Raw genomic sequence first — 20,947 nt, 5'->3', positions numbered from 1 at the left:
CCAACCGAAGGAGCACGCCTTGCCCTCTTCTTCCTCCCGGCGCAGGATCCCTCTGCGATGGATCGCCGCCGCTCTCGGCGCGGTCCTCGTCGTGACGGTCCTGCCCGGTCTAGCGCCCACGGCCACCGCGGCCGTCATCCCAGGCAACTGGTACACGATCTCCAACCAGTTCTCCGGTCTCGCGGTCGGCATCGCCGGTAGCTCGACGACGAACGGGGCCCAGGCGCAGCTGCTGACCCGCACCGACGCGACCAACCAGCAGTTCCGGTTCATCGACGTCGGGAGCGGGTACTACCGCATCGAGGCCCGGCACAGCGGCCAGGTGCTCGACGTCAGCGCGAAGAGCACCGCGAACGGCGCCGACATCGTCCAGTGGCCGAGCAACGGCGGCACCAACCAGCAGTGGCAGGTCCTCGAGCAGTCCGACGGCTCCTACGAGATCGTCAACCGCAACTCCGGCAAGGCCCTCGACAACTGGGAGGGGGCCACCGCCTCCGGCAGCCGCATCTCGCAGTACACCCGTAGCGGCAGCGCCGTGCAGCGCTGGCGGCTGAACCCGATCGGTGCCGCTCAGGCGGGCAACGGCTCGGTCACCGACGCGAACCTCCAGTACTACGGCCGCTGGAGGACCGACGGCGCCTGGCGCACCATGGGCTGGGCCGGCGGCTACGTCGAGGCGGCCTTCACCGGCTCCTCGATCGGCGTCCGGCTGCGCAACACCATCGACGTGTACTACTCGGTGGACGGCGCACCCGAGCAGTGGCACCGCAACGTGACGGGCAACCTGACCATCGCAACTGGTCTCAGCGCCGGCACGCACACCGTCCGCATCGGATTCCGCGAGCGCGCCGGGTCGTACACGGGTGACCCGACGTTCGGCGGCTTCATCCTCGCCTCGGGCGGCGCGACGACGTCGATCGCGCGCCCGGCGAACTTCATCGAGTTCGTCGGCGACTCGATCACCGTCGGCCAGCCCAACGGGAACCGGCCTTTCACCGCGTACCCCTATCTGGTCGGCGAGGACCTCAACGCCGGCCACAGCCAGATCGCCAACGGCGGCGTCTGCCTGGTCGCCGCAGCGGACGGCTGCTACGGGATGGTGAACGGGTTCCGCCGCTCACACATCGGGGCGACCAGCGACGACTGGAACTTCTCGACCTACCGGGCCACCGCCGTCGTCATCAACCTGGGCACCAACGACGGCGGGCACAGCGTCTCCACCGTCGAGTTCAACCAGAACTACGTGGTGCTGCTGGAGCGCGTCCGGCTGGCCTACCCGAACGCCCACATCTTCGCGATGGGCGTCTTCAGGGGCCGGTACGTGACCGAGACGCGGAACGCGGTCCAGACGCGCGTCGACGCCGGGGACACCCGGGTCCACTTCGTCGACACGACCGGTTGGGTCGACCCGGCGACCGACACGAGCGACAACGTCCACCCGACCGATGCCGGGCACCGGAAGATCGCCAACCGGCTGATCCCGATCATCGACCAGTACATCTGACACGCCCCCCTGCGCAGAGCGCGATTCCGCCTGGTGGGCCTCCGCGACGACGCCGAGGCCCACCACCCACTCACCTGGAGCACAGATGCGCAATCCCGAATCCGCCGGCCTGCTCGGGGCTGGACTCACCCGCCGGTCGCTGTTCGGTCTCGCGGCCGGAGCCGCCGCGGCCGCCGGCGGCCTCCTCACCGCCACCCCGGCGTATGCCGCGTTCACGCCCGGCGCCTGGTACGTCCTGCAGTCCCGCCACTCCGGCCTGGTCTTCCAGATCGAGGGCGCGTCGACGGCGAACGGCGCGAAGCTCGTGCAGGGCACCCGGACCAACGCGACCAACCAGCAGTTCCGCTTCGTCGACGCCGGTGGCGGCTACTACAAGATCCAGGCCCGCCATTCGAGCCTGCTGATCGACGTCTACGCCAAGAGCACCGCGAACGGCGCCGACATCGTCCAGTGGAGCGACAGCGGCACCTCGAACCAGCACTGGCAGATCATCGACGACGGCACCTACCTGCGCTTCGTCAACCGCAACTCCGGCAAGGCCCTCGATCTGTGGGAACGGTCCACCACCCCCGGGACCCGCATCTCGCAGTACGACAACAACGGCGGCACCAACCAGCAGTGGCGCCCCCTCCCCGTGGCCGCGACGGGGGACGGGACGCCGACGATCTACATCGCCTCGGACTCGACGGCCCAGACCTACAGCACCTCGCTGCGGCCGCAGATGGGCTGGGGCCAGAAGCTCGCGAGCTACTTCGACACGAACACGACGGTGGCCAACCACGCCATCGGCGGGCGCTCGTCGCGCTCGTTCATCGAGCAGGGGCGCCTGGACACGATCCTGGCCGCCATCCAGCCGGGCGACTACCTGTTCGTCCAGTTCGGGCACAACGACGCCAGCTCCGGAAACCCCGAGCGGTACACGTCGCCCACCGACTACAAGCGGTACCTGCGCGACAACTACATGGCCGGCGCTACCGCCCGTGGCGCCACACCGGTCCTGCTCACCCCGGTCTCCCGGCGCGACTACGACGCGAACGGCCAGTTCCGCGTCTCGTTCCCCGACTACGTCAACAAGGTGCACGAGCTGGTCAGCGAGACCGGCGTCGCGATGATCGACCTGTCGGTACGCTCGCGAGCGTACCTCAACTCGATCGGGCCCGAGGCCGCCAAGGGCGTGTTCCTGCACACGAGCCCGGGCCAGTACCCGGCCTTCCCCGACGGGGTCGCCGACAACACGCACTTCCAGGAGAACGGTGCCGACCAGATGGCGCGCATCGTCTCCGAGGGTGCGGCAGCGCTGCCCCTGCCGATCGCGGGCCACGTGCGATAGCGGTCGGGCACAGAGGCCCTGGATCCCTTCCACCCGGGGGATCCAGGGCCTCGTCGTCGTATGTCGGCAAGACTGGACCCATGCCGACGACGAGCGCGGGCCTCCTGCCCTACCGACGACTGCCCGGCGGCGGGCTCGAGGTCCTGCTCGGCCACATGGGCGGACCGTTCTGGGCACGCAAGGACGCGGGCGCCTGGACCCTGCTCAAGGGCGAGCTCGATCCCGACGAGGAACCCCACGCCGCGGCGCTGCGCGAGGCGAGCGAGGAGCTGGGGACAGCCCTGCCGCCGCCGTCGGCCCCCGATCTCGAGCTCGGGGAGGTCCGGCAGCGCTCGGGCAAGAAGGTCCTCGCCTGGGCGCGCGAGTGGCCCGCGGACGGGCCCGACCTCGCGCGGATCGCCAGCAACACCGTGGAGATCGAGTGGCCGCCGCGGTCGGGGCGGCGCATCGAGGTCCCCGAGATCGACCGCGTCGCCTGGCTCTCGCCCGACGACGCGCGCCGCCTCGCGGTCAGCGCGCAGGCCGCGTTCGTCGACCGGCTGGAGGAGGCGCTCGCATCCCCTGGGGATAACTGACCGTTTCTGCGGGGCGAGTGTCGGTGGTCCGAGGCAGCATCGGTACAGGCAACCGATCTGGAGGACGTCATGGCCGACGCGCACACCGCCCACACCTATCCGCACGGGGTGCCCTGCTGGATCGACCTGGAGGTGGCGGACGTCGACGCGGCGCTCGCCTTCTACGGTCGCCTGTTCGGCTGGCGCTTCGAGGAGAAGCTGCCGCCCGGCGCTCCGGGGCGCTACGTCGTCGCGTCCCGGGACGGCAGCGATGCGACGGCGATCGCCGCGATAGCCACACCGGACAAGAGGTTCGTCGGCGAGCCCGCCTGGCACACCTATCTGGCCGTGGACGACGTCGCCGTCGCCGCGGCCTCCGTCGCCGAGCTGGGCGGCGGCGTGAGCTCTGCGCCAGAGGCCGTGGGACCGCCTGACCAACCGGCGGGGTGGATGGCCCGGATCATCGACGCGCAGGGCGCGTCCAGCCGCCTGTGGCAGGCGGGTACCCGGCTCGGCGCCCAGGTGGTCAACGCGCCGGGCACGTGGAACTTCAGCAACCTGCTCACCCCGGACGTCGACCGCGCGCTCGAGTTCTACGGCCCGCTGCTCGGGTGGGTACGGAGCGACGACCTCGCCGTCGGCATGGCGCGCGTCCCCGGATACGGCGACCACCTGGCCCGCACCGTCGACCCCGGCATCCACGAACGCCAGGAGCACGTGCCGCCCGGCTTCGCGGACGTCGTCGCCGGGGTGGTGCCTGCCGACGAGCCCGCACGGTGGTCCGTCGCGTTCGCCGTCGCCGACCGGGACGAGTCGACCGCAGAGGCGGAACGGTCGGGTGCGACGGTGCTGGAGACGGAGGAGTCCGAGTGGTCGAGGTCGGCGACCATCCAGGACCCGTTCGGCTCCGAACTCGTCCTGGCCCAGTTCGACCCGCCGCAGGAGTTTCTCGATGCGGAGGCACAGGCCGGGAAGGGCTGACCCGGCCCCTAAGATTATTGCTTCCTGTGCTTGAATATAGCCTGGCTAGTTAAATCACCGAGGAGGGCACGTGCCGCCAGAGAGAGTCGTCCTGCTGGACGAGGACCGCGTGCCGGTCGGGACCCAGCTCAAGCACCTCGTGCACACCACGGACACCCCGCTGCACCTGGCGTTCTCGTGCCACGTGCTGAACGCCCAGGGCCAGGTGCTGGTCACCCGGCGCTCCCTCGGCAAGCGCGCCTGGCCAGGGGTGTGGACCAACTCCGTCTGCGGGCACCCGCAGCCGGACGAGCTGATGGAGGACGCCGTCGTCCGCCGCGCCCAGGACGAGCTCGGGCTGGCCGTGCGCGATCTCCGGCCCGTGCTGCCCGACTTCCGCTACCGGGCCACCGATGCCTCGGGAGTCGTGGAGAACGAGGTGTGCCCTGTCTACGTCGCGTTCACCGACGAGGAGCCGGAGCCGAACCCGGACGAGGTGATGGACCTGCGCTGGGTGGACCCCGGCCTGCTGGGCAGCGCCCTCCGGGCGACGCCCTGGGCGTTCTCCCCGTGGTTCGTGGGCCAGGCACAGGACATGGAGCTCTACGCGCCGTCGGACACCGCGACGGCCCTTGACGAAGGAGCGCCGCGATGACCGAGACCCTCCCCCGTGAGGCGGTCGACACCGTCCTGGCCGAGTTCTTCGAGGACCGGATCAGGCGCGCCACCCCGCTCGCGGAGCACTACGCGCTCCTGTGGCGGCGGCTGGCGCGCTCCAGCGAGGGTGGCAAGCGTCTGCGTCCCCGGCTGCTGCTCGACACGCACCGGGCTCTCGGCGGCACGCACCTGGAGGACGCGACGGTCGCCGCCGCCGCGTTCGAGCTGCTCCACACGGCCCTGCTGCTGCACGACGACGTGATCGACGGCGACCTCAGGCGGCGCGGCCGCCCCACCGTCACCGCCGAGTTCGCCGACGACGCGCTGACCAGCGGACTGCCGGAGCGATCAGCGGCGGCCTGGGGACAGGCGTCGGGGATCCTCGGCGGCGACCTGCTGCTCAGCGCCACGTACGCGCTCGTCGCACGGATCCGCGGGTCCGCACGCGAGGAGCTGACCGAGATCGTCGAGGACTGCCTGTTCCGCGCCGCCGCGGGCGAGCACGACGACGTCGCGTTCGGCCTGGGCACCGCCTCCGGCTCCCCCGAGCAGCTCCTGCGGATGATGGAGAACAAGACCGGCGGCTACTCGTTCGCCGCACCGCTGCGTGCCGGTGCCGCGCTGGCCGGGGCGGACGACCGCACCAAGGCCGAGCTCGAACGGGTCGGGACGGCGCTCGGCGTGCTCTACCAGCTCCGGGACGACATGCTCGGGGTCTTCGGAGACGCCCGCCGCACGGGCAAGAGCACCACCGGCGACCTGCGCGAACGCAAGCGGACCCTGCTCGTCGCGTTCGCCGAGGAGCACCCCGCCTGGAACGCGGTGCGCTACCTGTGGGGCGACCCGAACCTGGACGAGCCCGGCGCGGACCTGCTCCGGGACGCCCTGATCGCGAGCGGCGCCCGCACGGGGATGTCGGACCTCATCGAGGCCAGGCGACAAGAGGTCGTCGCCACCATCGGCCGGACGGCGCTGCCCGCCGGCCTCCAGCACGACCTCACCGGCCTCGCCGACCAGCTCGCGGGGCGTACGGCATGAACCCGTCGTCCTCCCTCGCGCTCTACACCGACACCGCCCACACCGCGGCGGCCCGCGTGCTCGGCGCCTACTCGACGTCGTTCAGCCTGGCCACCCGGCTGCTGCCGCCCGCCACCCGCGCGATGATCGAGGACATCTACGCGCTGGTGCGGGTGGCCGACGAGGTGGTGGACGGCCCGGCGCACGAGGCGGGCCTCGCACCCGCCGAGTGCCGCAGCGCCCTCGACGGGCTCGAGAACGAGACGTACGCGGCCCTGCGCAGCGGGTTCAGCGCGAACATAGTGGTCCACGCCTTCGCCAGCACCGCGCGGATCGTCGGCATCGACGACTCGCTCGTGCGCCCCTTCTTCGCCTCCATGCGCCGCGACCTGGACCCGATGGCCGCGCTCAGCGTCGGCGAGTTCCGCACCTACGTGCACGGCTCCGCCGAGGTCGTCGGGCTCATGTGCCTGTGCGCCTTCCTGCACGGCTACCCCGTCCTGCCCGCGACGCGCGGCAAGCTGGAGGAGGGCGCCCGCCGGCTCGGCGCCGCGTTCCAGAAGATCAACTTCCTGCGCGACCTCGGCGACGACGAGGACCGCCTGGGCCGCTCCTACTTCCCGGGCACCGGCCCGGACCACCTCGACGACGAGCACAAGGCAGTGATCATCAAGGACATCGACGCCGACCTGGTCGCCGCGCGCGCCGTCATACCGCTGCTGCCCGCGGGGCCGCGCCGGGCGACGGCGCTCGCCGCCGGCCTCTTCGCCGAGCTCAACGACCGGCTCCGGAACGTCCCCGCCGCCCAGCTGCGCGGGCACCGGGTGTCCGTGCCGAAGGCCGTCAAGCTGCGCATCGTCGCCACCGTCCTCACGACCACGCATGCGGGAGGACGGGCATGACCGGCGACCTCCGGGACCGGCGGGTCGTCGTCGTGGGCGGCGGTATCTCGGGCCTGGCGACCGCGGCCCTGCTCGCCCGGGACGGCGCGGAGGTCACGCTGCTGGAGGCGCGGTCGGAGCTCGGCGGCCGCGCCGGACGGTGGCAGCGCGACGGGTTCCGGTTCGACACCGGACCCTCCTGGTACCTGATGCCGGAGGTCTTCGACCACTTCTTCCGGCTGCTCGGCACCAGCGCCCGCGAGGAGCTGGACCTGGTGCGGCTCGACCCCTCCTACCGGGTCTTCTTCGAGGGCGACCCCGAACCGTTCGACCTGCCCGCCGACGGCGCCCGCGAGGCGCTGCTCGCGCTCGACCCGCCGTCCGCACCGAAGCTGGGCGCCTACCTGGACTCGGCGGCCGAGACCTACCGGATCGCCACCGAACGGTTCCTGTACGCGACGTTCGCCTCGCTCGGGCCGCTGGTCGACCCGGACCTCGTGCGCCGGGCGCCACGCCTGGCGCGCCTGCTCGGGGAACCGCTGGACCACTTCATCGCGCGCCACACGACCGACGACCGGGTACGCCGCATCCTGGGCTATCCGGCGGTGTTCCTCGGCACGTCACCGAGCGCCGCGCCCAGCATGTACCACCTCATGAGCCACCTCGACGTGACCCAGGGCGTGCTGTACCCGCGCGGCGGCTTCGGCGCGGTGATCGACGCCGTCGCCCGGGTCGCCCAGCGCGCGGGCGCCAAGCTGCTCACCGGGCAGCGCGTGCAGCGGATCACGGTGGCGGACGGCGCGGTCAGCGGCGTCGAGGTCGACGACGGCACCGGCCGCACCCACCACCTGGAGGCCGACGTCGTGGTGTCGACCGCCGACCTGCGCGTCACCGAGCACGAGCTGCTCGGCCCCGAGCACCGCAGCCACAGCGACCGCTGGTGGCGACGGCGCGACCCCGGCCCGGGCGCCGTGCTGGCGCTCCTCGGGGTACGCGGCGAGCTCCCGGCCCTGGCCCACCACTCGCTGCTGTTCGCCCAGGACTGGCAGCAGGGGTTCGACGCGATCTTCGGTGACCACCGGTCCGTCCCGTCGCCGGCGTCGCTCTACGTCTGCCGCCCGAGCGCCACCGACGACGTCGCCCCTCCCGGGCACGAGAACCTGTTCGTCCTGGTCCCGGTGCCCGCCGACACCACGATGGGCGCCGGCGGCATCGACGGCGCCGGGGACCCGGGCGTGGAGCGCGTGGCCGACCAGGCCATCGCCCAGATCGCGCGGTGGACCGGCACGCCCGACCTCGCCGAACGCGTGGTGGTGCGGCGCACCATCGGGCCCGCCGACTTCGAACGCGACTTCGGCGCCTGGCGCGGCGGCGCCCTCGGCCCCGGCCACACGCTGCGGCAGAGCGCCATGCTCCGCGGCAAGAACGTGTCCTCCCGCGTCGGCAACCTCCTGTACGCCGGCGCGACCACCATCCCCGGGATAGGCCTGCCCATGTGCCTCATCAGCGCGGAGCTGGTGCTCAAACGGCTCCGGGGCGACACCAGCGCCGGCCCGCTGCGGGAGGACTGATGAGCCTCGCCTACCTCGCCGTGCTGCTGTTCTCGGCGGCCGGGGTGCTGCTCCTCGACGCCCGCTACCGGCTCTTCTGCTGGCGGTCGCCCCGGCGCGCGGCCGCCGTCCTCGCGGTCGGCACCGCGTTCTTCCTCGCGTGGGACCTCACGGGCATCGGGCTCGGCGTGTTCTTCCACGGCACCGGCCAGTACATGACGGGGCTCATGCTCGCGCCCGAGCTACCGCTGGAGGAGCTGGTGTTCCTGCTGTTCCTGTGCGAGCTCACGATGGTGCTCGTCCTGGGCGCGCAGCGCGTCCTGGACCGCGCGGAGGCCCGGCGATGACCTACCTCCTGCTCGCGCTCGCCTTCCTCGCGCTCGCCACGGTCGCCGCCCTCGTCGCACGGCGGACGGCGCGACGGTCCGGCAAGCCCGTCGCCGGATGGCGCGCCCTCGCGCTCGCCGCCGGCGCCCTCATGCTCCTGACCGCCGTGTTCGACAACGTCATGATCGCGAGCGGGCTCTTCACCTACGCCGACGCCCAGATCTCCGGGGCCCGGATCGGCCTGGCGCCCGTCGAGGACTTCTCCTACCCCCTGGCCGCCGTCATCCTCCTGCCGGCGTTGTGGTCCGTGTTCGGGGACAGGTTCGGGGGCCGCGATGATCGCTGACCTCGCACGCGCCTCACGGCCGCTGAGCTGGATCAACACCGCCTACCCGTTCGCGGCGGCCTACCTGCTGACCACGGGAGACATCGACGCCGCGTTCGTCATTGGGACCCTGTTCTTCCTCGTGCCGTACAACCTCGCGCTCTACGGCATCAACGACGTGTTCGACTACGCGTCCGACCTGACCAACCCGCGTAAGGGCGGCATGGAGGGCGCCCTGCTCCCGCCCGCGCGCCACCGCGCCATCCTCGTCGCGTCCGTGGTCAGCTGCGTCCCGTTCGTCGTCGCGCTGGTCGTGCTCGGCCCGCCGCTGTCGTGGGCGGCGCTCGCGGTCAGCCTGTTCGCGCTCGTCGCCTACTCCGCGCCGCCCTTCCGCTTCAAGGAGGTGCCGGTGCTCGACTCGCTGACCTCCAGCGTCCACTTCGTCAGCCCGGCGGTCTACGGGCTCGCGCTGGCCCAGGCCTCCCCTACGGCCGGGACGTACGCGGTGCTCGGCGCCTTCCTCCTGTGGGGCATGGCGAGCCACGCCTTCGGCGCGGTGCAGGACATCGTGCCCGACCGCGAGGGGCGCATCTCCTCGGTCGCCACCGCCCTCGGCGCCGCCCGCACGGTGCGCCTCGCCCTGGGGGCCTGGACCGCCGCCGGCCTCCTGGTCGCCACGACGGGCTGGCCCGGCGCGCTCGCCGGCCTCCTCGCGCTCCCCTACCTCGCCCTGGCGCTGCCCTACGCGCGGCTGCGCGACGAGGACTCCGCCCGCGCGAACGGCGGATGGCGGCACTTCCTCTGGGTCAACTACGCGGTGGGCACCGCCGTGACCATGATCCTCATCCTGTACGTCCTACGGAACGGAGGGCTGCCATGACCCCGGTCAAGCCACTGACCTGGTCGAGCGTGGTCGCCTACCCGCGCTCCGAGGTCTTCGCCTGGCACGAGCGACCGGGTGCAGTCCTGCGGCTCACGCCGCCGTGGGTACCCATGCAGGTGGTCCGGGAGGCCACGTCCCTGGCCGACGGCGAGGCGGTGCTGGGTCTCCCCCTCGGGCTGCGCTGGGTCGCCCGGCACTCGGGCTACGAGCCGCCCGAGCGGTTCGTCGACGAGCTGGTCTCCGCGCCCCTGCGCTGGGGCGTGCGGTGGCGCCACGTGCACGAGCTCCGCGACGAGGGCCTGCGCACCCGCATCACCGACACCGTGCACACCAACGTGCCTCCCGGGCTGCTGCGCGCCATGTTCGCCTACCGGCACCGCCAGCTCCGCATGGACCTGGCGGCCCAGGCCACCGCGCGGAACAGCGGCGACCGGCCGATGGTCGTCGCGGTGACCGGCAGCAGCGGGTTCGTCGGCAGCGCCCTGGTGCCGTTCCTGACCACCGCCGGCCACCGCGTGGTCCGGCTGGTCCGCGGACGGCCGCACGGCCCCGACGAACGCCACTGGGACCCGGCCGCCCCGGCCGGGGGCCTGCTCGACGGCGTCGACGCCGTGATCCACCTCGCGGGCGCCTCCATCGCCGGCCGGTTCACGCCGGCGCACCGCGCCGCCGTGCGCGACTCCCGGATCGGGCCCACCAGGGCGCTGGCCGAGCTGGCCGGACGCACCCCGGACGGACCGAAGGTCTTCGTCTCGGCCTCCGCGATCGGGTACTACGGCCCGGACCGCGGGGACGAGATGCTCGACGAGTCCGCCGCGCGAGGCGACGGCTTCCTCGCCGACCTCGTCGCCGACTGGGAGCAGGCGACCGCCGGCGCCGCCGAGGCCGGGCTGCGGGTGGTCAACGTCCGCACCGGTCTGGTGCAGTCACCGCGTGGCGGGACGCTTCGCCTGTTCTACCCGCTGTTCGCGGCGGGGCTGGGCGGCAGGCTCGGCGACGGCCGGATGTGGCAGTCCTGGATAGGCATCGACGACCTGGTGGACATCTACCACCGCGCGCTCTACGACACCGGGCTGTCGGGCCCGGTCAACGCCGTCGCACCCGAGCCGGTGCGCAACGCCGCCTACGCGAAGACCTTGGCGAGGGTGCTGCGCCGGCCGGCGCTCCTGCCGGTGCCCGGTTTCGGGCCGCGGCTGCTGCTCGGCGCGGAGGGCGCGACCGAGCTCGCCGAGGCCAGCCAGCGGCTGTACCCGGCAGCCTTGCTCGGGCGGGGCCACCGGTTCCGGCACCCGACCCTCGAACCGGCGCTGCGCCACCTTCTCGGCCGGAGCAGCCGCACCTCGGCCTGATCAGGACCCGGGCACCCAGTCCTGGTCGTCGCACACCCACACCGCGCCGTCCTCCTCCGGCCGGGCGTCGTCGGTGAGCCAGTAGGTCTCGTCGGGGTTCCATCCGGCGATGACGCTCGCGACGCCGTCGTCGACCGGGACGACGGTCCCGGCCGCGGTGAGGTACGCAGCGGCCGTGAGGTGGACGGCGTCGTGGTCGACGGCGACCGCCGCCCAGTCAGGCACGACCCAGCGTCCGTGGCGCCCGGTGGTGTCGTACCAGTCGTGCCGCTTCTGCTCGGTCACCTCCAGCGGGTACGCGCGGCAGAGCGCGGCCCACGCTTCGGGGCCGTCGATCTCGTGGACGCGCGCGCCGGCCGGCGTCGCTACCCGGTGCGTGACGGCGCGCTCCCAGCTCATTGCGTCCTCCACCAGCCAGACGCCGACGGGCCCCGCCCAGCCGAGGCTCCTGGTGGTGCGGACGAGGTCCGTCGGCGGGGTCGACCACCACTCCGCGCTCCAGGTCGCTTCCGGGCGCGCGAGCCGTTTCGCCCGGGCCTGGGCCTCCTGGACCGCGAGGTCGGAGCGCCACCGGGCCAGCCGGTCCGCCGCACGCGGCGCCTGCTCCCCGGGGCCGTCCTCCCAGGTGACGGCGTGCTGGTCGGCCGGGTCGAGGGGCGCGCTCCACCAGCCGATGCCGGTCGCGGAACCGGCGACGTGCCGGGCGACGCGGCCGAGGGCGGCACGCACGACGGGCGTGGCGGCGAGGACGTCGCTGCCGTCGGGCTCCTGCCAGTAGCGGGCGTTGGCCACCGCGTCGGCGAACACGCGCAGTGCCATGCCCTGGTCGACGTCGCCGAGGCGGGACGTCTCCAGCAGGGACGCCACGGACTCGGCGGTCGCGGCCGGCGGCATCTCGTGCGGGCCGGGGCCGGAGACCGCCACGACCATCTGTCCCTGGCCGGGGTCGAGGGCGTGGGCCGCCGACATCACCGCCAGCGCGAGCGGCGTATCGGTCACGTACCGGTCCGCGGGGTACGCCTCGGCGGCCAGCGCGAGCTCCAGCAGGAACCGGCGCCCGCGCCATCCGTCCAGCAGCGCCTCCGGCGTGATCACCGGACGCCGGCCGTTCTCCGGGACAGCACCGGCACGCCGTCCCCGTTCAGGTCGTCGAGCACCGCGGGGCGGCCGGCCATCGCCATGACGAGGGAGAGCAGCGGCCCGCCGACCTCGGGGCCGGAACCCGACCGGAAGTCGGCGTCGGTCGCTATCAGGCGCAGGCCCTTGACCAGCGACCGGCTGTTGACCGCGAAGTCCTTGGCGGCGAAGAACCGGGCGACGGCGAGCAGCCCTTCGGCGTCCGGTTCGTGCCGGAGCCCCAGCGGCCGGCGGATGTCCTCGGCGTGCACGACCAGCTCGCCCAGTCCCGCCGGGCTCTCCTTGCTGGGCAGCCCGATCGGCCCGGTCTCCGCGAAGCGCTCGAGTGTCGCCACCGGCGTCGCGCCACGGAACTCCTCGAGGCGCCGCCGGTTGTGCACGTCGGAGTCGAACCGCGCGCCGACGATGCTGCGGATCCAGCCCCACGTCGAGAGCAGCGACGCGGCTCCGAGGTGCGCGACGACGTCCTCCACGTCCCACGTGTCACACAGGGTCGGCGAGCGCCACTGCTCGGACGTCAACGTGCGCAGGTCGTCGACGAGTGCCGAACGCTCACGGTCCTGGATCTCTGACAGGCTGGTCACGGTGTGACCTTACCGACGTCGCGACGAGTTGCCGGGTCTGTTGCACGATCGTTGGCCAGGCCACCGGCGGCAGGTCGTGCCCGATGCCGTCGAGGACCACCAGCTTCGCGCCGCGGATCTCGCGTGCCACGGTGCGGGCCGCCGACATCCGGATGAGCGGGTCGTCGGCGCCCTGCAGCACGAGGGTGGGCGCCTTGATCTCGCGCAGCCGCGCGCCCTGCCATCGCGCGTGCAGCTGGCGGCCGATCCCGGCCATGTCCCTCGGCCCGGTCTCCAGCCCGCGCTCTATCCGGTCGAGGGCCGCGGCCTCGTCGCACGGGTTGGCCGGGGATGCCATCCCCCTGGCGATGGCCAGGGACGCGGCGACGTCGCCCGCGTGGCCCGCGGGATGGCGCTTCGTCACGTTGCGCGCGACCAGCCCGAACCGCAGGTAGCGCAGGGCGCGGTAGCCGATCGCGTCGCTCGGCGGGGCGTCGCACGAGACCAGCGCGAGCACCCGGTCCGGGTGGCGCAGCGCCACCCGTTGCGCGACGATCCCGCCCAGCGAGTGCCCGAACACCACCGCACGGTCCCAGCCGACGGCGTCGAGCACCGCGACGGCGTCGTCCGCCAGGTCCTCGGCCGTGTAGGCGCCTGCCCCGGGGCGCAGCATGCGCCAGTGCCCGTGCCGCACGGTCTCGCTGAACCTGGTGGACGCACCGGTGTCGCGCTGGTCGTAGCGGACGACGTCGAACCCCTCGTCCGCGAGCGCCCGGCAGAAGCCGTCCGGCCACCAGAAGCGGGAGATCGCGAGGCCCATCATGAGCATGAGCGGGACGCCTCCGCGCTCCCCGAAGCGGTCGTAGGCGAGCTCGACGTCGCCGTTGCGCACGTACGTGGTCGGCGACCAGGTGTCTGTATCGGTCACCCGAAACATTGTCGTGCGGGAACTGCTCACTCGCCCGAGTTCGGCGCGCCGGCGCGTCAGTGCGTCAGCTTGAGCCCGATGACGCAGCCGATCAGTCCGAGGATCAGCAGGACACGGACGACGGAGACGGGTTCGGCGCCGGTGGCCATGGCCCAGACGACGGTGGTCGCGGCCCCGATGCCCACCCAGACGGCGTAGGCCGTGCCGACGGGCAGGTCGCGCAGGGCGAACGCGAGGCCGCCCATGCTGGCGACGAGGGCCACCCCGAAGACGATGCTCGGCCCGACGTTGTGGAACCCGTCGGAACGGCTGAGGGCGGTGGCCCAGACGGCCTCGAGAAGGCCGGAGACGACAAGGACGATCCACGACATGGTGTGCTCCTCAGTTGCCGTCTTTTCGCACACCGGGTACGGCAACCCTCGTCCGGGGACCCTTGGGGTCCTGCTCCGATCCTCGCACACCCCGGCTCGCCGCGGCAGGCCGTCGCACGGTGGTGTGGGCCACCCGCTGGTTGACTGTGCGCATGACGCGGATGCGGCGGGTGAGCCGGGTGCTGGACGGCCCGAACTGGGTGCGGTTCGGCACGGCCCTGCTGGTCGCAGCGCTGGTGGGCTGGCTGCTCTTCCCGGACTCCGTGGCGGCCGCGCTGCTGGGCGGTTGGGCCGCGGCCGGAGTGGTGTTCGTGACCTGGACCGTGCTGGTGATCGTCCCGATGGACCCGGAGGCGACCAGCGAGCACGCGGTGCGCGAGGAGCCCGCGCGGACCGTCGCGCACCTGATTGTGCTGCTCGCGGCGGTGGCCAGCCTGGCGGGCGTCGCGGTGACGCTCGTGGGCGGCGTGCTGGGCAGCGGCGACATCACGATGGCCACGGTGCTCGCCTCGGTGGTGGTCTCCTGGGCCTGCGTGCACACGGTGTTCGCGCTCCGCTACGCCCGCGCCTACTACACCGCCCCGGCGGGTGGGATCGACTTCCACCAGTCGGAGCCGCCCCGGTACACCGACTTCACCTATCTGGCGATCACCGTGGGCATGAGCTTCGCCGTCTCGGACACGGACCTCGCCTCCTCGGCGATGCGCCGGGTCGCCCAGGTCCACGCCCTGCTGGCCTACCTGTTCGGCACGGTGGTCGTCGCGCTGCTCATCAACCTGGTCGCGGGGCTGGCCGGCACCTGAGCCCGGAGCAGCCGCACCACTGCCGCTGCCGCCTCGCGGCCCGCGCGGTTGGCCCCGACCGTCGACTGCGACGGGCCGAAGCCGATGAGGTGCAGCCGCGGCTCGGCGACCACCTGGGTGCCGGTCAGCGCGATGCCGCCCAGCTCGTTGCGCAGGCGCAGCGGGTCGAGGTGGGTCAGGTCGGCCTTGAACCCGGTGGCCCACAGGATGGTGTCGACCGGGGTGAAGGTGTTGTCCGCCTCGCGCACGCCCATGGGCTCGATCGCCTTGAACATCGGGCGGCGCTCCAGGACGCCGCGGTCCTTCGCCGCGAGCGCGTAGGACGTCCAGCCCAGCCCCGTGTACGAGACGACGCTCCCCGTGGGCCGGCCCGCGGCGACGTCGGCCATGACCTTGGCGATGGTCTCGCGGCCCACGGTCTCGGGCTGGAACTCGCGGTCGAGGAAGACGGGCTCCCGGCGGGTGTACCAGCGGGTGGTCGCGACGCGGGAGATCTCCTCCAGGAGCTGGATCGCGGAGATGCCGCCGCCGACGACCGCCACGCGCTGTCCGGCGAATTCCTCGGCCCGGACGTAGTCGCGGGTGTGGAGCTGGTGGCCCACGAACGTCTCCTGCCCCGGGTAGTGCGGCAGCACGGGGTTGGTCCAGGTCCCTGTCGCGTTGATGACGGCCCGAGTGGTCCAGGAGCCCCTGTCGCTCGTCACGACGAGGTCGCCGTCCGGGTCGTCGTCGGCCCGGCGCACCGCGACCACGTGGACGGGGCGCAGGATCGGGAGCGCGAACGTCTGCTCGTAGCCGGCGAAGTACCGCGGGACGGCGGCGCGGCTCGCCTCCGTCGAGTCGACGGCGGGCTGGGTCAGGCCGGGCAGGTCGAAGATGCCGTTGACGGTGGCCATCCGCAGGGACTCCCAGCGGTGCTGCCAGGCGCCGCCCGGCGCGGGGTTCGCGTCGAGGACCACGTAGGTGCGTTCGGCGTCCGGCTGCTCGACGGCGCTCACGAAACCCCGGTGCCGCAGGTGGTACGCCGCCGAGAGACCGGCCTGCCCGCCGCCGATCACCACCACGGTCGCCCGGCGCAGCTCGTCCGCCCCGCGCAGTTCGTCGCTCACACCGGGGACAACATCGCTGGTGCACGGATGTTCCCGCACCGGCCTGTGGCGCTGCCCACGGGTGCGGCGGGCTCAGGCGGGGGTGGTGATCCGCCGCACCGCCTCGGTCACCGTCTCCAGCCGCGGCGCCTCCGTGTCCAGGGCGCGGTGGATGGTCAGCCCCTCGATGAGCGCGTCGAGCATCCGGGCCGTGACCGGGTCGAAGTGCCGCTCGAGCGCCGCCCGGGACTGCGCCATCCACGCGTTGGTCAGCTCGCGGTACGCGGGCTCGTGGGCCGCGAGCGTGTAGAGCTCGTGGGTCAGCACGAGGTCCCGCTGGGTGCCGAACACGTCCCGCGTGATGATCTCGACGACGGCGGCCCGCGCGCTCGCCAGGTCGGTGGCCTGGCTCATCCGCTGCTCGAAGCCGTCGCTGACGCTCCGTGAGAACCGGCCGAACGCCTCGCGCAGCAGCTCGTCCATCCCGGCGAAGTGGTAGGTCATCGACCCGAGCGGCACGTCGGCCGCCGCCGCCACCTTGCGGTGCGAGACCCCCGAGAGCCCCACCTCCGCGATCAGGTCGAGGCAGACGTCGATGATCCGGCTCCTGCGGTCGGGATCGTGGCGGCGCACGGTCATCTCGGCGTCCCGTCCCGTCAGATCTCGCGGACCACGCGGGCGGGGTTCCCGACGGCGACGACGTTCGCCGGCAGATCCTTGGTGACCACCGCGCCGGCCCCCACCACCGTGTTGTCCCCGATCGTCACGCCCGGGCACACGACGACACCGCCGCCCAGCCAGACGTTGTCGCCCAGCACGATCGGCAGCGCCGCCTCCAGCTTGTCCCGGCGCGGCCCCGGCTCGACGGGGTGCGTCGGGGTCAGGAGCTGGACCCCCGGCCCGATCTGGCAGTCCGCGCCGATCGTGATGGTCGCGACGTCCAGCGCCGTCAGGTTGTAGTTGACGAACGTGCGCGGGCCGATGTGCACGTTCTCGCCGTAGTCGACGAACAGGGGCGGCTTGACGTACGCGTCCTCCCCCAGCGTCCCGAGCAGCTCCGCCAGCAGCGACCGGGCACCGGCGTCCTCCGCGACCGAGGCGCGGTGGTAGGCGTCGGCGAGCCGTAGGGCGCGCTGCGCGAGCCGGGCGTTCTCCGGGTCGTCGGCGACGTAGAGGTCGCCGGCGAGCATGCGTTCGCGGTTCGTCCGGGGGTCGTCGGCGAAGTAGTCCTGGGCCATAGGGCACACCATAGCGCGCGATGTGTACGTTCGTACGCTGGATGGGTACGCTCGTACACATGGCACTCACCCCGGGCTCCATCCCGCAACCCGCCGACCGGCGCGCCCGCGCCGCCGTCGCCGCTCTGTTCCTGACCAACGGCGCCCTGTTCGCCAACCTGGTCCCGCGCTACCCCGAGATCAAGGCCGCCCTCGAGCTCGACAACGCCGTCTACGGCCTCGCCGTCGCGGCGTTCCCGGCCGGGGCGATCATCGCGGGGCTGGGCGCCGGCTTCCTGGTCCGCAAGCTCGGGTCCGCGCAGGCGGCCGTCGCGGGGACCATCCTCACGGGCCTCGGCGTGCTGGCCGCCGGTCTCGCGCCGTCGTTCGGGCTGCTGGTGGCCGCGCTCCTGCTCGGCGGCGCCATGGACGCCATCACCGACGTCGCGCAGAACGCCCACGGCCTGCGGGTGCAGCGGCGCTACGGGCGCTCGATCATCAACGGCTTCCACGCGGTGTGGTCCATCGGCGCCGTGCTGGGCGGTTCCATGGGCGCCGCCGCCATCGCGCTCGGCCTGCCGCTGGGCGTGCACCTCGGCATCTCCACCGCCGTCTTCGCCACCGTCGCGCTCGTCGCGCTGCGGTTCCGGCTCCCCGGGCGCGACGGCGAGGACGACGCCGCCGTCGCCACCGAGACGCCCACCGCCGCCGTGGGGCGCCCCTGCCTGAGCCCGCGCACGCTGTTCCTCGTCACCGCCCTGGTCCTGATCGCCGTCGGCGGCGCCCTCGTGGAGGACGCCGGCAGTTCGTGGGCCACGCTCTACCTCTCGGGCTCGCTCGGCGCCCCCGCCGCCCTGGCCGCCACGGGCTTCGTCGCGCTGGTCGGCGCCCAGTTCGTCGGGCGCATGCTCGGCGACCGTATGGTCGACCGGTTCGGCCAGCGCACGGTCGCCCGGGCCGGCGGCGTGATCATCGCGCTCGGCATGGGGCTGGCGCTCGCGTTCCCGACCGTACCCGGCACGATCCTCGGCTTCGCGGCGGCGGGGCTGGGCAGCGCGACCCTGGTCCCCGCCGCCATGCACGAGGCCGACGAGCTGCCCGGCCTGCGCGCCGGCACCGGCCTGACCGTCGTGTCCTGGCTGATGCGGCTCGGCTTCCTCGCCTCCCCGCCGCTGGTCGGGCTGGTCGCCGACGCCGTCGGCCTGCGCTACGGCCTGCTCGTCGTGCCGGTCGCCGGGCTGCTGGTGGTGCTGCTATCGGGCGTCCTGCAGAACCGGCGCGCCACCCCCGCCCGCTGAGCGCCGGACCGCCGTCACGCGCAGCAGCACCAGCGTGTCGACCGCCAGCCTGGGGCAGACCAGGCCGACCTCCGCCAGGACCCGGCCGCCGAGCTCGATGCCCTTGACCCAGGCGGGCGCGTCGGCCGGGCTCACGGCGCCGTCGGACGGCGCGACCAGCTCCACCCGGTAGGTACGGTCGGGGTCCAGGCCGGGCAGCGCGATCCGGCCCGGCGGGTCCGTGAGCGGGTGCTCGACCATGGCGACCCGGTAGGCGGCGTCGGACCGGTCGGCGGCGACCACGCCCTCGATCCAGACGGCCGGGTCGGTCGGGTCGGCGCGCACGACGTCGCCCGTGTGCAGCAGGTCGCGCAGCGACTTGTGCACCGCCACCCACTCGCCGAGCTCGTCCAGGTCGGCGTCGCTCACCGCGGACAGGTCCCACTCGATGCCCAGGTGCCCCCACACCGCGGTGCCGGCCCGGAAGTCCAGGTCGAGGGAGCGCCCGGTGGTGTGGTCCCGGGCGGAGCCGACGTGCGTGCCGAGCAGCTCCGGCGGCAGGAGCAGCGAGGTCCAGCGCTGCATGCGCTGGCGCTCGTGGGCGTCGATGTTGTCGGAGACCCAGACCCGGTCGCAGCGCTCCATCACGCCGAGGTCGAGCCGTCCGCCGCCGCCGCAGCACGACTCGATCTCCAGGCCGGAGAACCGGCTCTTGAGCGCGTCCATCAGCCGGTAGGTGGCGAGCGTCTGCACGTGCACGCCCGGCACCCCGGTCGGCTGGTGCCCGGCGTCCACCAGTGGCCGGTTGTGGTCCCACTTGATGAAGTCGATGCCGTACCGCGCCACCAGCTCCGACATCCGCTCCAGGACGTGGTCGAACGCCTCGGGGTGCCCCAGGTCGAGCACGTGCTGCTGCCGCGAGGGCACGCCGGGCCCGCGCCCGGTGCCGAACAGCCACTCCGGGTGCTCGCGCGCGAGGTCGGAGTCGAGGCTGACCATCTCGGGCTCGAACCACAGCCCGAACTGCATGCCCAGCTCGTGCACCCGGTCGGTCAGCGGAGCCAGGCCGTCGGGCCAGACGCCGTCGTCCACGTACCAGTCGCCCAGGCCCGCCGTGTCGTCCCGGCGCCCGCGGAACCACCCGTCGTCGAGCACGTAGCGCTCCACGCCGACGGCGGCCGCCCGCTCCGCCAGGTCGAGCAGGTGCGGCAGGTCGTGGTCGAAGTAGACGGCCTCCCACACGTTGAGCAGCACCGGACGGGTGGAGCGCGGGTGCTGAGGGCGGGCCCGTAGGAACCGGTGCACCCGGGACGAGAGCTCGTCCAGACCCTCGCCCCACGACGCGACCAGCCAGGGCGACCAGTACTCCTCGCCGCGCGCGAGCACCCGCTCGCCCGGCAGCAGGAGCTCGCCGCCGCGCAGCAGCCGCCAGCCCGACGGCGAGCGCTCCGCCGTGAGCACCTGGTTGCCCGACCACGCGAGGTGCACGCCCCAGACGCGGCCGCGCCGGAACCCGAACCCGGCCTCGCCCGCGCACAGCACCGTGGCGCTGTCGTGCCCCGGCCGACCGCCCCACGCCTCCCGCACCCAGGAACCCTGGTCGAACGGCCTGCGCTGCGGTGTGCGCTCGCGGCTGTGCCGCCCGGTCATGTCGAGCAGCTCGTTCGCCTGCTCGCCCACCGGCAGCGCGGGCAGCAGGGACACCACCTCGTACCCGTCGGGCCCGGTGTTCCGGACCCCGGCGCGCAGGCGCAGCAGCCCCGAGGCGTGCAGCTCCAGCTCGGTGGTGACCACCAGCCCGTTCACGGCGTCGGTCCCGGTGCTGCGCACGCGGACGGCGCCCGGGGCGCCGTCGGGCCACCGGGGTGTGCCCGCCTCGGCGACCTCGTGCGTGACGGCGTCGAACGACATCGACCAGGACCGGCCGGCCCGCGAGCCGACCAGTCCGGGCCGGCCGAGCCAGCCGGAGGAGTGTCGCGGCAGCAGAGCCACCACCGGGTTGGCGTAGACCACGCTGTCGCCGACCGGCCGTGCGGTCGCCTCCAGGATCGGTGCGGTCTCCGCGTCCCCCAGGTCGGTGCCCCAGTACAGGAGGCACGGCAGTTCCGTGTCCTCCAGCCGCAGCACCACACTCGTGCCCCCGCGGCGCAGGTGTTCCGCGATGGCCCCCGTGCTCAGCTCCATGCCGCCTCTTTCCCCTCGTCGTCCAGCGTGCTGTCGTACTGC

22 protein-coding genes and 1 riboswitch are annotated in these 20,947 nt (G+C 73.2%); of the genes, 14 read left to right on the top strand and 8 right to left on the bottom strand.

Annotation, left to right across the window (positions count from 1 at the left end):
• Positions 1-19: 19 nt before the first annotated feature.
• From ACNYC2_RS06260 to ACNYC2_RS06205, 12 genes are all read left to right on the top strand, one after another.
• Positions 20-1,504: an RICIN domain-containing protein gene (locus tag ACNYC2_RS06260; RefSeq protein ID WP_419706199.1), complete on the top strand. Its 1,485-nt coding sequence runs from the start codon at positions 20-22 to the stop codon at positions 1,502-1,504.
• A gap of 85 nt (positions 1,505-1,589) precedes the next feature.
• A complete protein-coding gene (locus tag ACNYC2_RS06255; RefSeq protein WP_419706198.1) occupies positions 1,590-2,834 on the top strand; it encodes an RICIN domain-containing protein in 1,245 nt (414 codons plus the stop codon).
• 80 nt (positions 2,835-2,914) lie between these two features.
• On the top strand, positions 2,915-3,409 hold the full coding sequence (locus ACNYC2_RS06250; RefSeq protein ID WP_419706197.1) for an NUDIX domain-containing protein: 495 nt from the start codon (positions 2,915-2,917) through the stop codon (positions 3,407-3,409).
• 69 nt (positions 3,410-3,478) lie between these two features.
• The gene (locus tag ACNYC2_RS06245; RefSeq protein ID WP_419706196.1) at positions 3,479-4,369 is read left to right on the top strand and encodes a VOC family protein; all 891 of its coding nucleotides are present in this window, start codon (positions 3,479-3,481) and stop codon (positions 4,367-4,369) included.
• Positions 4,370-4,439: 70 nt separating this feature from the next.
• On the top strand, positions 4,440-5,003 hold the full coding sequence (idi, locus tag ACNYC2_RS06240) for an isopentenyl-diphosphate Delta-isomerase (RefSeq protein WP_419706195.1): 564 nt from the start codon (positions 4,440-4,442) through the stop codon (positions 5,001-5,003).
• On the top strand, positions 5,000-6,043 hold the full coding sequence (locus tag ACNYC2_RS06235; RefSeq protein WP_419706194.1) for a polyprenyl synthetase family protein: 1,044 nt from the start codon (positions 5,000-5,002) through the stop codon (positions 6,041-6,043). Before idi ends, ACNYC2_RS06235 begins: the two co-directional genes overlap by 4 nt.
• Positions 6,040-6,924, top strand: coding sequence for a phytoene/squalene synthase family protein (locus ACNYC2_RS06230; RefSeq protein WP_419706193.1), 885 nt, complete (start codon positions 6,040-6,042; stop codon positions 6,922-6,924). The genes ACNYC2_RS06235 and ACNYC2_RS06230 overlap by 4 nt, the downstream gene beginning before the upstream one ends.
• Positions 6,921-8,474, top strand: coding sequence for a phytoene desaturase family protein (gene crtI / locus ACNYC2_RS06225; protein ID WP_419706192.1), 1,554 nt, complete (start codon positions 6,921-6,923; stop codon positions 8,472-8,474). The genes ACNYC2_RS06230 and crtI overlap by 4 nt, the downstream gene beginning before the upstream one ends.
• Complete coding sequence (locus tag ACNYC2_RS06220) at positions 8,474-8,800, top strand: lycopene cyclase domain-containing protein (protein ID WP_419706191.1); 327 nt, start codon at positions 8,474-8,476, stop codon at positions 8,798-8,800. The genes crtI and ACNYC2_RS06220 overlap by 1 nt, the downstream gene beginning before the upstream one ends.
• Entirely contained in the window at positions 8,797-9,126 is a 330-nt protein-coding gene (locus tag ACNYC2_RS06215) for a lycopene cyclase domain-containing protein (RefSeq protein ID WP_419706190.1), read from the top strand. The genes ACNYC2_RS06220 and ACNYC2_RS06215 overlap by 4 nt, the downstream gene beginning before the upstream one ends.
• On the top strand, positions 9,116-9,985 hold the full coding sequence (locus ACNYC2_RS06210; protein ID WP_419706189.1) for a prenyltransferase: 870 nt from the start codon (positions 9,116-9,118) through the stop codon (positions 9,983-9,985). The genes ACNYC2_RS06215 and ACNYC2_RS06210 overlap by 11 nt, the downstream gene beginning before the upstream one ends.
• Positions 9,982-11,337, top strand: coding sequence for a TIGR01777 family oxidoreductase (locus tag ACNYC2_RS06205; protein ID WP_419706188.1), 1,356 nt, complete (start codon positions 9,982-9,984; stop codon positions 11,335-11,337). Before ACNYC2_RS06210 ends, ACNYC2_RS06205 begins: the two co-directional genes overlap by 4 nt.
• On the opposite strand, the gene ACNYC2_RS06200 is transcribed toward ACNYC2_RS06205, so the two are convergent.
• From ACNYC2_RS06200 to ACNYC2_RS06185, 4 genes are read right to left on the bottom strand one after another with little or no spacing between them, the layout of a single operon-like run.
• The gene (locus tag ACNYC2_RS06200; protein ID WP_419706187.1) at positions 11,338-12,432 is read right to left on the bottom strand and encodes a hypothetical protein; all 1,095 of its coding nucleotides are present in this window, start codon (positions 12,430-12,432) and stop codon (positions 11,338-11,340) included. It lies immediately after the preceding gene.
• Positions 12,429-13,058: a maleylpyruvate isomerase family mycothiol-dependent enzyme gene (locus ACNYC2_RS06195; protein WP_419706186.1), complete on the bottom strand. Its 630-nt coding sequence runs from the start codon at positions 13,056-13,058 to the stop codon at positions 12,429-12,431. The genes ACNYC2_RS06200 and ACNYC2_RS06195 overlap by 4 nt, the downstream gene beginning before the upstream one ends.
• Positions 13,027-13,965, bottom strand: a complete 939-nt coding sequence (locus ACNYC2_RS06190; protein ID WP_419706185.1) for an alpha/beta fold hydrolase — start codon at positions 13,963-13,965, stop codon at positions 13,027-13,029. Before ACNYC2_RS06190 ends, ACNYC2_RS06195 begins: the two co-directional genes overlap by 32 nt.
• A 56-nt stretch (positions 13,966-14,021) precedes the next feature.
• On the bottom strand, positions 14,022-14,336 hold the full coding sequence (locus ACNYC2_RS06185; RefSeq protein WP_419706184.1) for a DMT family transporter: 315 nt from the start codon (positions 14,334-14,336) through the stop codon (positions 14,022-14,024).
• Positions 14,337-14,347: 11 nt separating this feature from the next.
• Positions 14,348-14,410, bottom strand: a riboswitch (guanidine-III (ykkC-III) riboswitch).
• Between the two features lie 78 nt (positions 14,411-14,488).
• Here ACNYC2_RS06185 and ACNYC2_RS06180 point away from each other — a divergent pair.
• Entirely contained in the window at positions 14,489-15,139 is a 651-nt protein-coding gene (locus tag ACNYC2_RS06180; protein WP_419706183.1) for a DUF1345 domain-containing protein, read from the top strand.
• Here the strand turns inward: ACNYC2_RS06180 and ACNYC2_RS06175 are convergent.
• The 3 genes from ACNYC2_RS06175 to ACNYC2_RS06165 all read right to left on the bottom strand — a co-directional run bounded on the left by ACNYC2_RS06175 (position 15,073) and on the right by ACNYC2_RS06165 (position 17,465).
• The gene (locus tag ACNYC2_RS06175) at positions 15,073-16,248 is read right to left on the bottom strand and encodes an NAD(P)-binding domain-containing protein (protein WP_419706182.1); all 1,176 of its coding nucleotides are present in this window, start codon (positions 16,246-16,248) and stop codon (positions 15,073-15,075) included. The genes ACNYC2_RS06180 and ACNYC2_RS06175 overlap by 67 nt on opposite strands.
• A gap of 72 nt (positions 16,249-16,320) precedes the next feature.
• Positions 16,321-16,866 (bottom strand): TetR/AcrR family transcriptional regulator, encoded by a 546-nt coding sequence (locus tag ACNYC2_RS06170; protein WP_377134549.1) that lies wholly within the window; start codon positions 16,864-16,866, stop codon positions 16,321-16,323.
• Positions 16,867-16,883: 17 nt separating this feature from the next.
• The gene (locus tag ACNYC2_RS06165) at positions 16,884-17,465 is read right to left on the bottom strand and encodes a sugar O-acetyltransferase (RefSeq protein WP_419706181.1); all 582 of its coding nucleotides are present in this window, start codon (positions 17,463-17,465) and stop codon (positions 16,884-16,886) included.
• 59 nt (positions 17,466-17,524) lie between these two features.
• Here ACNYC2_RS06165 and ACNYC2_RS06160 point away from each other — a divergent pair, with 59 nt between their 5' ends.
• A complete protein-coding gene (locus ACNYC2_RS06160; protein ID WP_419706180.1) occupies positions 17,525-18,742 on the top strand; it encodes an MFS transporter in 1,218 nt (405 codons plus the stop codon).
• Here the strand turns inward: ACNYC2_RS06160 and ACNYC2_RS06155 are convergent.
• The gene (locus tag ACNYC2_RS06155; protein WP_419706179.1) at positions 18,698-20,905 is read right to left on the bottom strand and encodes an alpha-galactosidase; all 2,208 of its coding nucleotides are present in this window, start codon (positions 20,903-20,905) and stop codon (positions 18,698-18,700) included. The two genes, ACNYC2_RS06160 and ACNYC2_RS06155, sit on opposite strands and share 45 nt — an antisense overlap.
• Between the last annotated feature and the right edge of the window lie 42 nt (positions 20,906-20,947).

The organism is Promicromonospora sp. NFX87 (genome assembly GCF_048564965.1).
Taxonomy (GTDB): domain Bacteria; phylum Actinomycetota; class Actinomycetes; order Actinomycetales; family Cellulomonadaceae; genus Promicromonospora.
The sequence above is the reverse complement of the archived record's forward strand: the minus strand, read 5'-3'. Positions and strand labels throughout refer to the sequence as shown.

Coding starts and splice junctions, on each gene's coding strand:
- ACNYC2_RS06165 (WP_419706181.1), bottom strand. CDS start 17,465: ATGGCCCAGGACTACTTCGCCGACGACCCCCGGACGAACCGCGAACGC.
- ACNYC2_RS06220 (WP_419706191.1), top strand. CDS start 8,474: ATGAGCCTCGCCTACCTCGCCGTGCTGCTGTTCTCGGCGGCCGGGGTG.
- ACNYC2_RS06205 (WP_419706188.1), top strand. CDS start 9,982: ATGACCCCGGTCAAGCCACTGACCTGGTCGAGCGTGGTCGCCTACCCG.
- ACNYC2_RS06235 (WP_419706194.1), top strand. CDS start 5,000: ATGACCGAGACCCTCCCCCGTGAGGCGGTCGACACCGTCCTGGCCGAG.
- ACNYC2_RS06180 (WP_419706183.1), top strand. CDS start 14,489: ATGACGCGGATGCGGCGGGTGAGCCGGGTGCTGGACGGCCCGAACTGG.
- ACNYC2_RS06255 (WP_419706198.1), top strand. CDS start 1,590: ATGCGCAATCCCGAATCCGCCGGCCTGCTCGGGGCTGGACTCACCCGC.
- ACNYC2_RS06230 (WP_419706193.1), top strand. CDS start 6,040: ATGAACCCGTCGTCCTCCCTCGCGCTCTACACCGACACCGCCCACACC.
- ACNYC2_RS06155 (WP_419706179.1), bottom strand. CDS start 20,905: ATGGAGCTGAGCACGGGGGCCATCGCGGAACACCTGCGCCGCGGGGGC.
- ACNYC2_RS06245 (WP_419706196.1), top strand. CDS start 3,479: ATGGCCGACGCGCACACCGCCCACACCTATCCGCACGGGGTGCCCTGC.
- ACNYC2_RS06215 (WP_419706190.1), top strand. CDS start 8,797: ATGACCTACCTCCTGCTCGCGCTCGCCTTCCTCGCGCTCGCCACGGTC.
- ACNYC2_RS06170 (WP_377134549.1), bottom strand. CDS start 16,866: ATGACCGTGCGCCGCCACGATCCCGACCGCAGGAGCCGGATCATCGAC.
- ACNYC2_RS06250 (WP_419706197.1), top strand. CDS start 2,915: ATGCCGACGACGAGCGCGGGCCTCCTGCCCTACCGACGACTGCCCGGC.
- ACNYC2_RS06210 (WP_419706189.1), top strand. CDS start 9,116: ATGATCGCTGACCTCGCACGCGCCTCACGGCCGCTGAGCTGGATCAAC.
- ACNYC2_RS06185 (WP_419706184.1), bottom strand. CDS start 14,336: ATGTCGTGGATCGTCCTTGTCGTCTCCGGCCTTCTCGAGGCCGTCTGG.
- crtI (WP_419706192.1), top strand. CDS start 6,921: ATGACCGGCGACCTCCGGGACCGGCGGGTCGTCGTCGTGGGCGGCGGT.
- ACNYC2_RS06160 (WP_419706180.1), top strand. CDS start 17,525: ATGGCACTCACCCCGGGCTCCATCCCGCAACCCGCCGACCGGCGCGCC.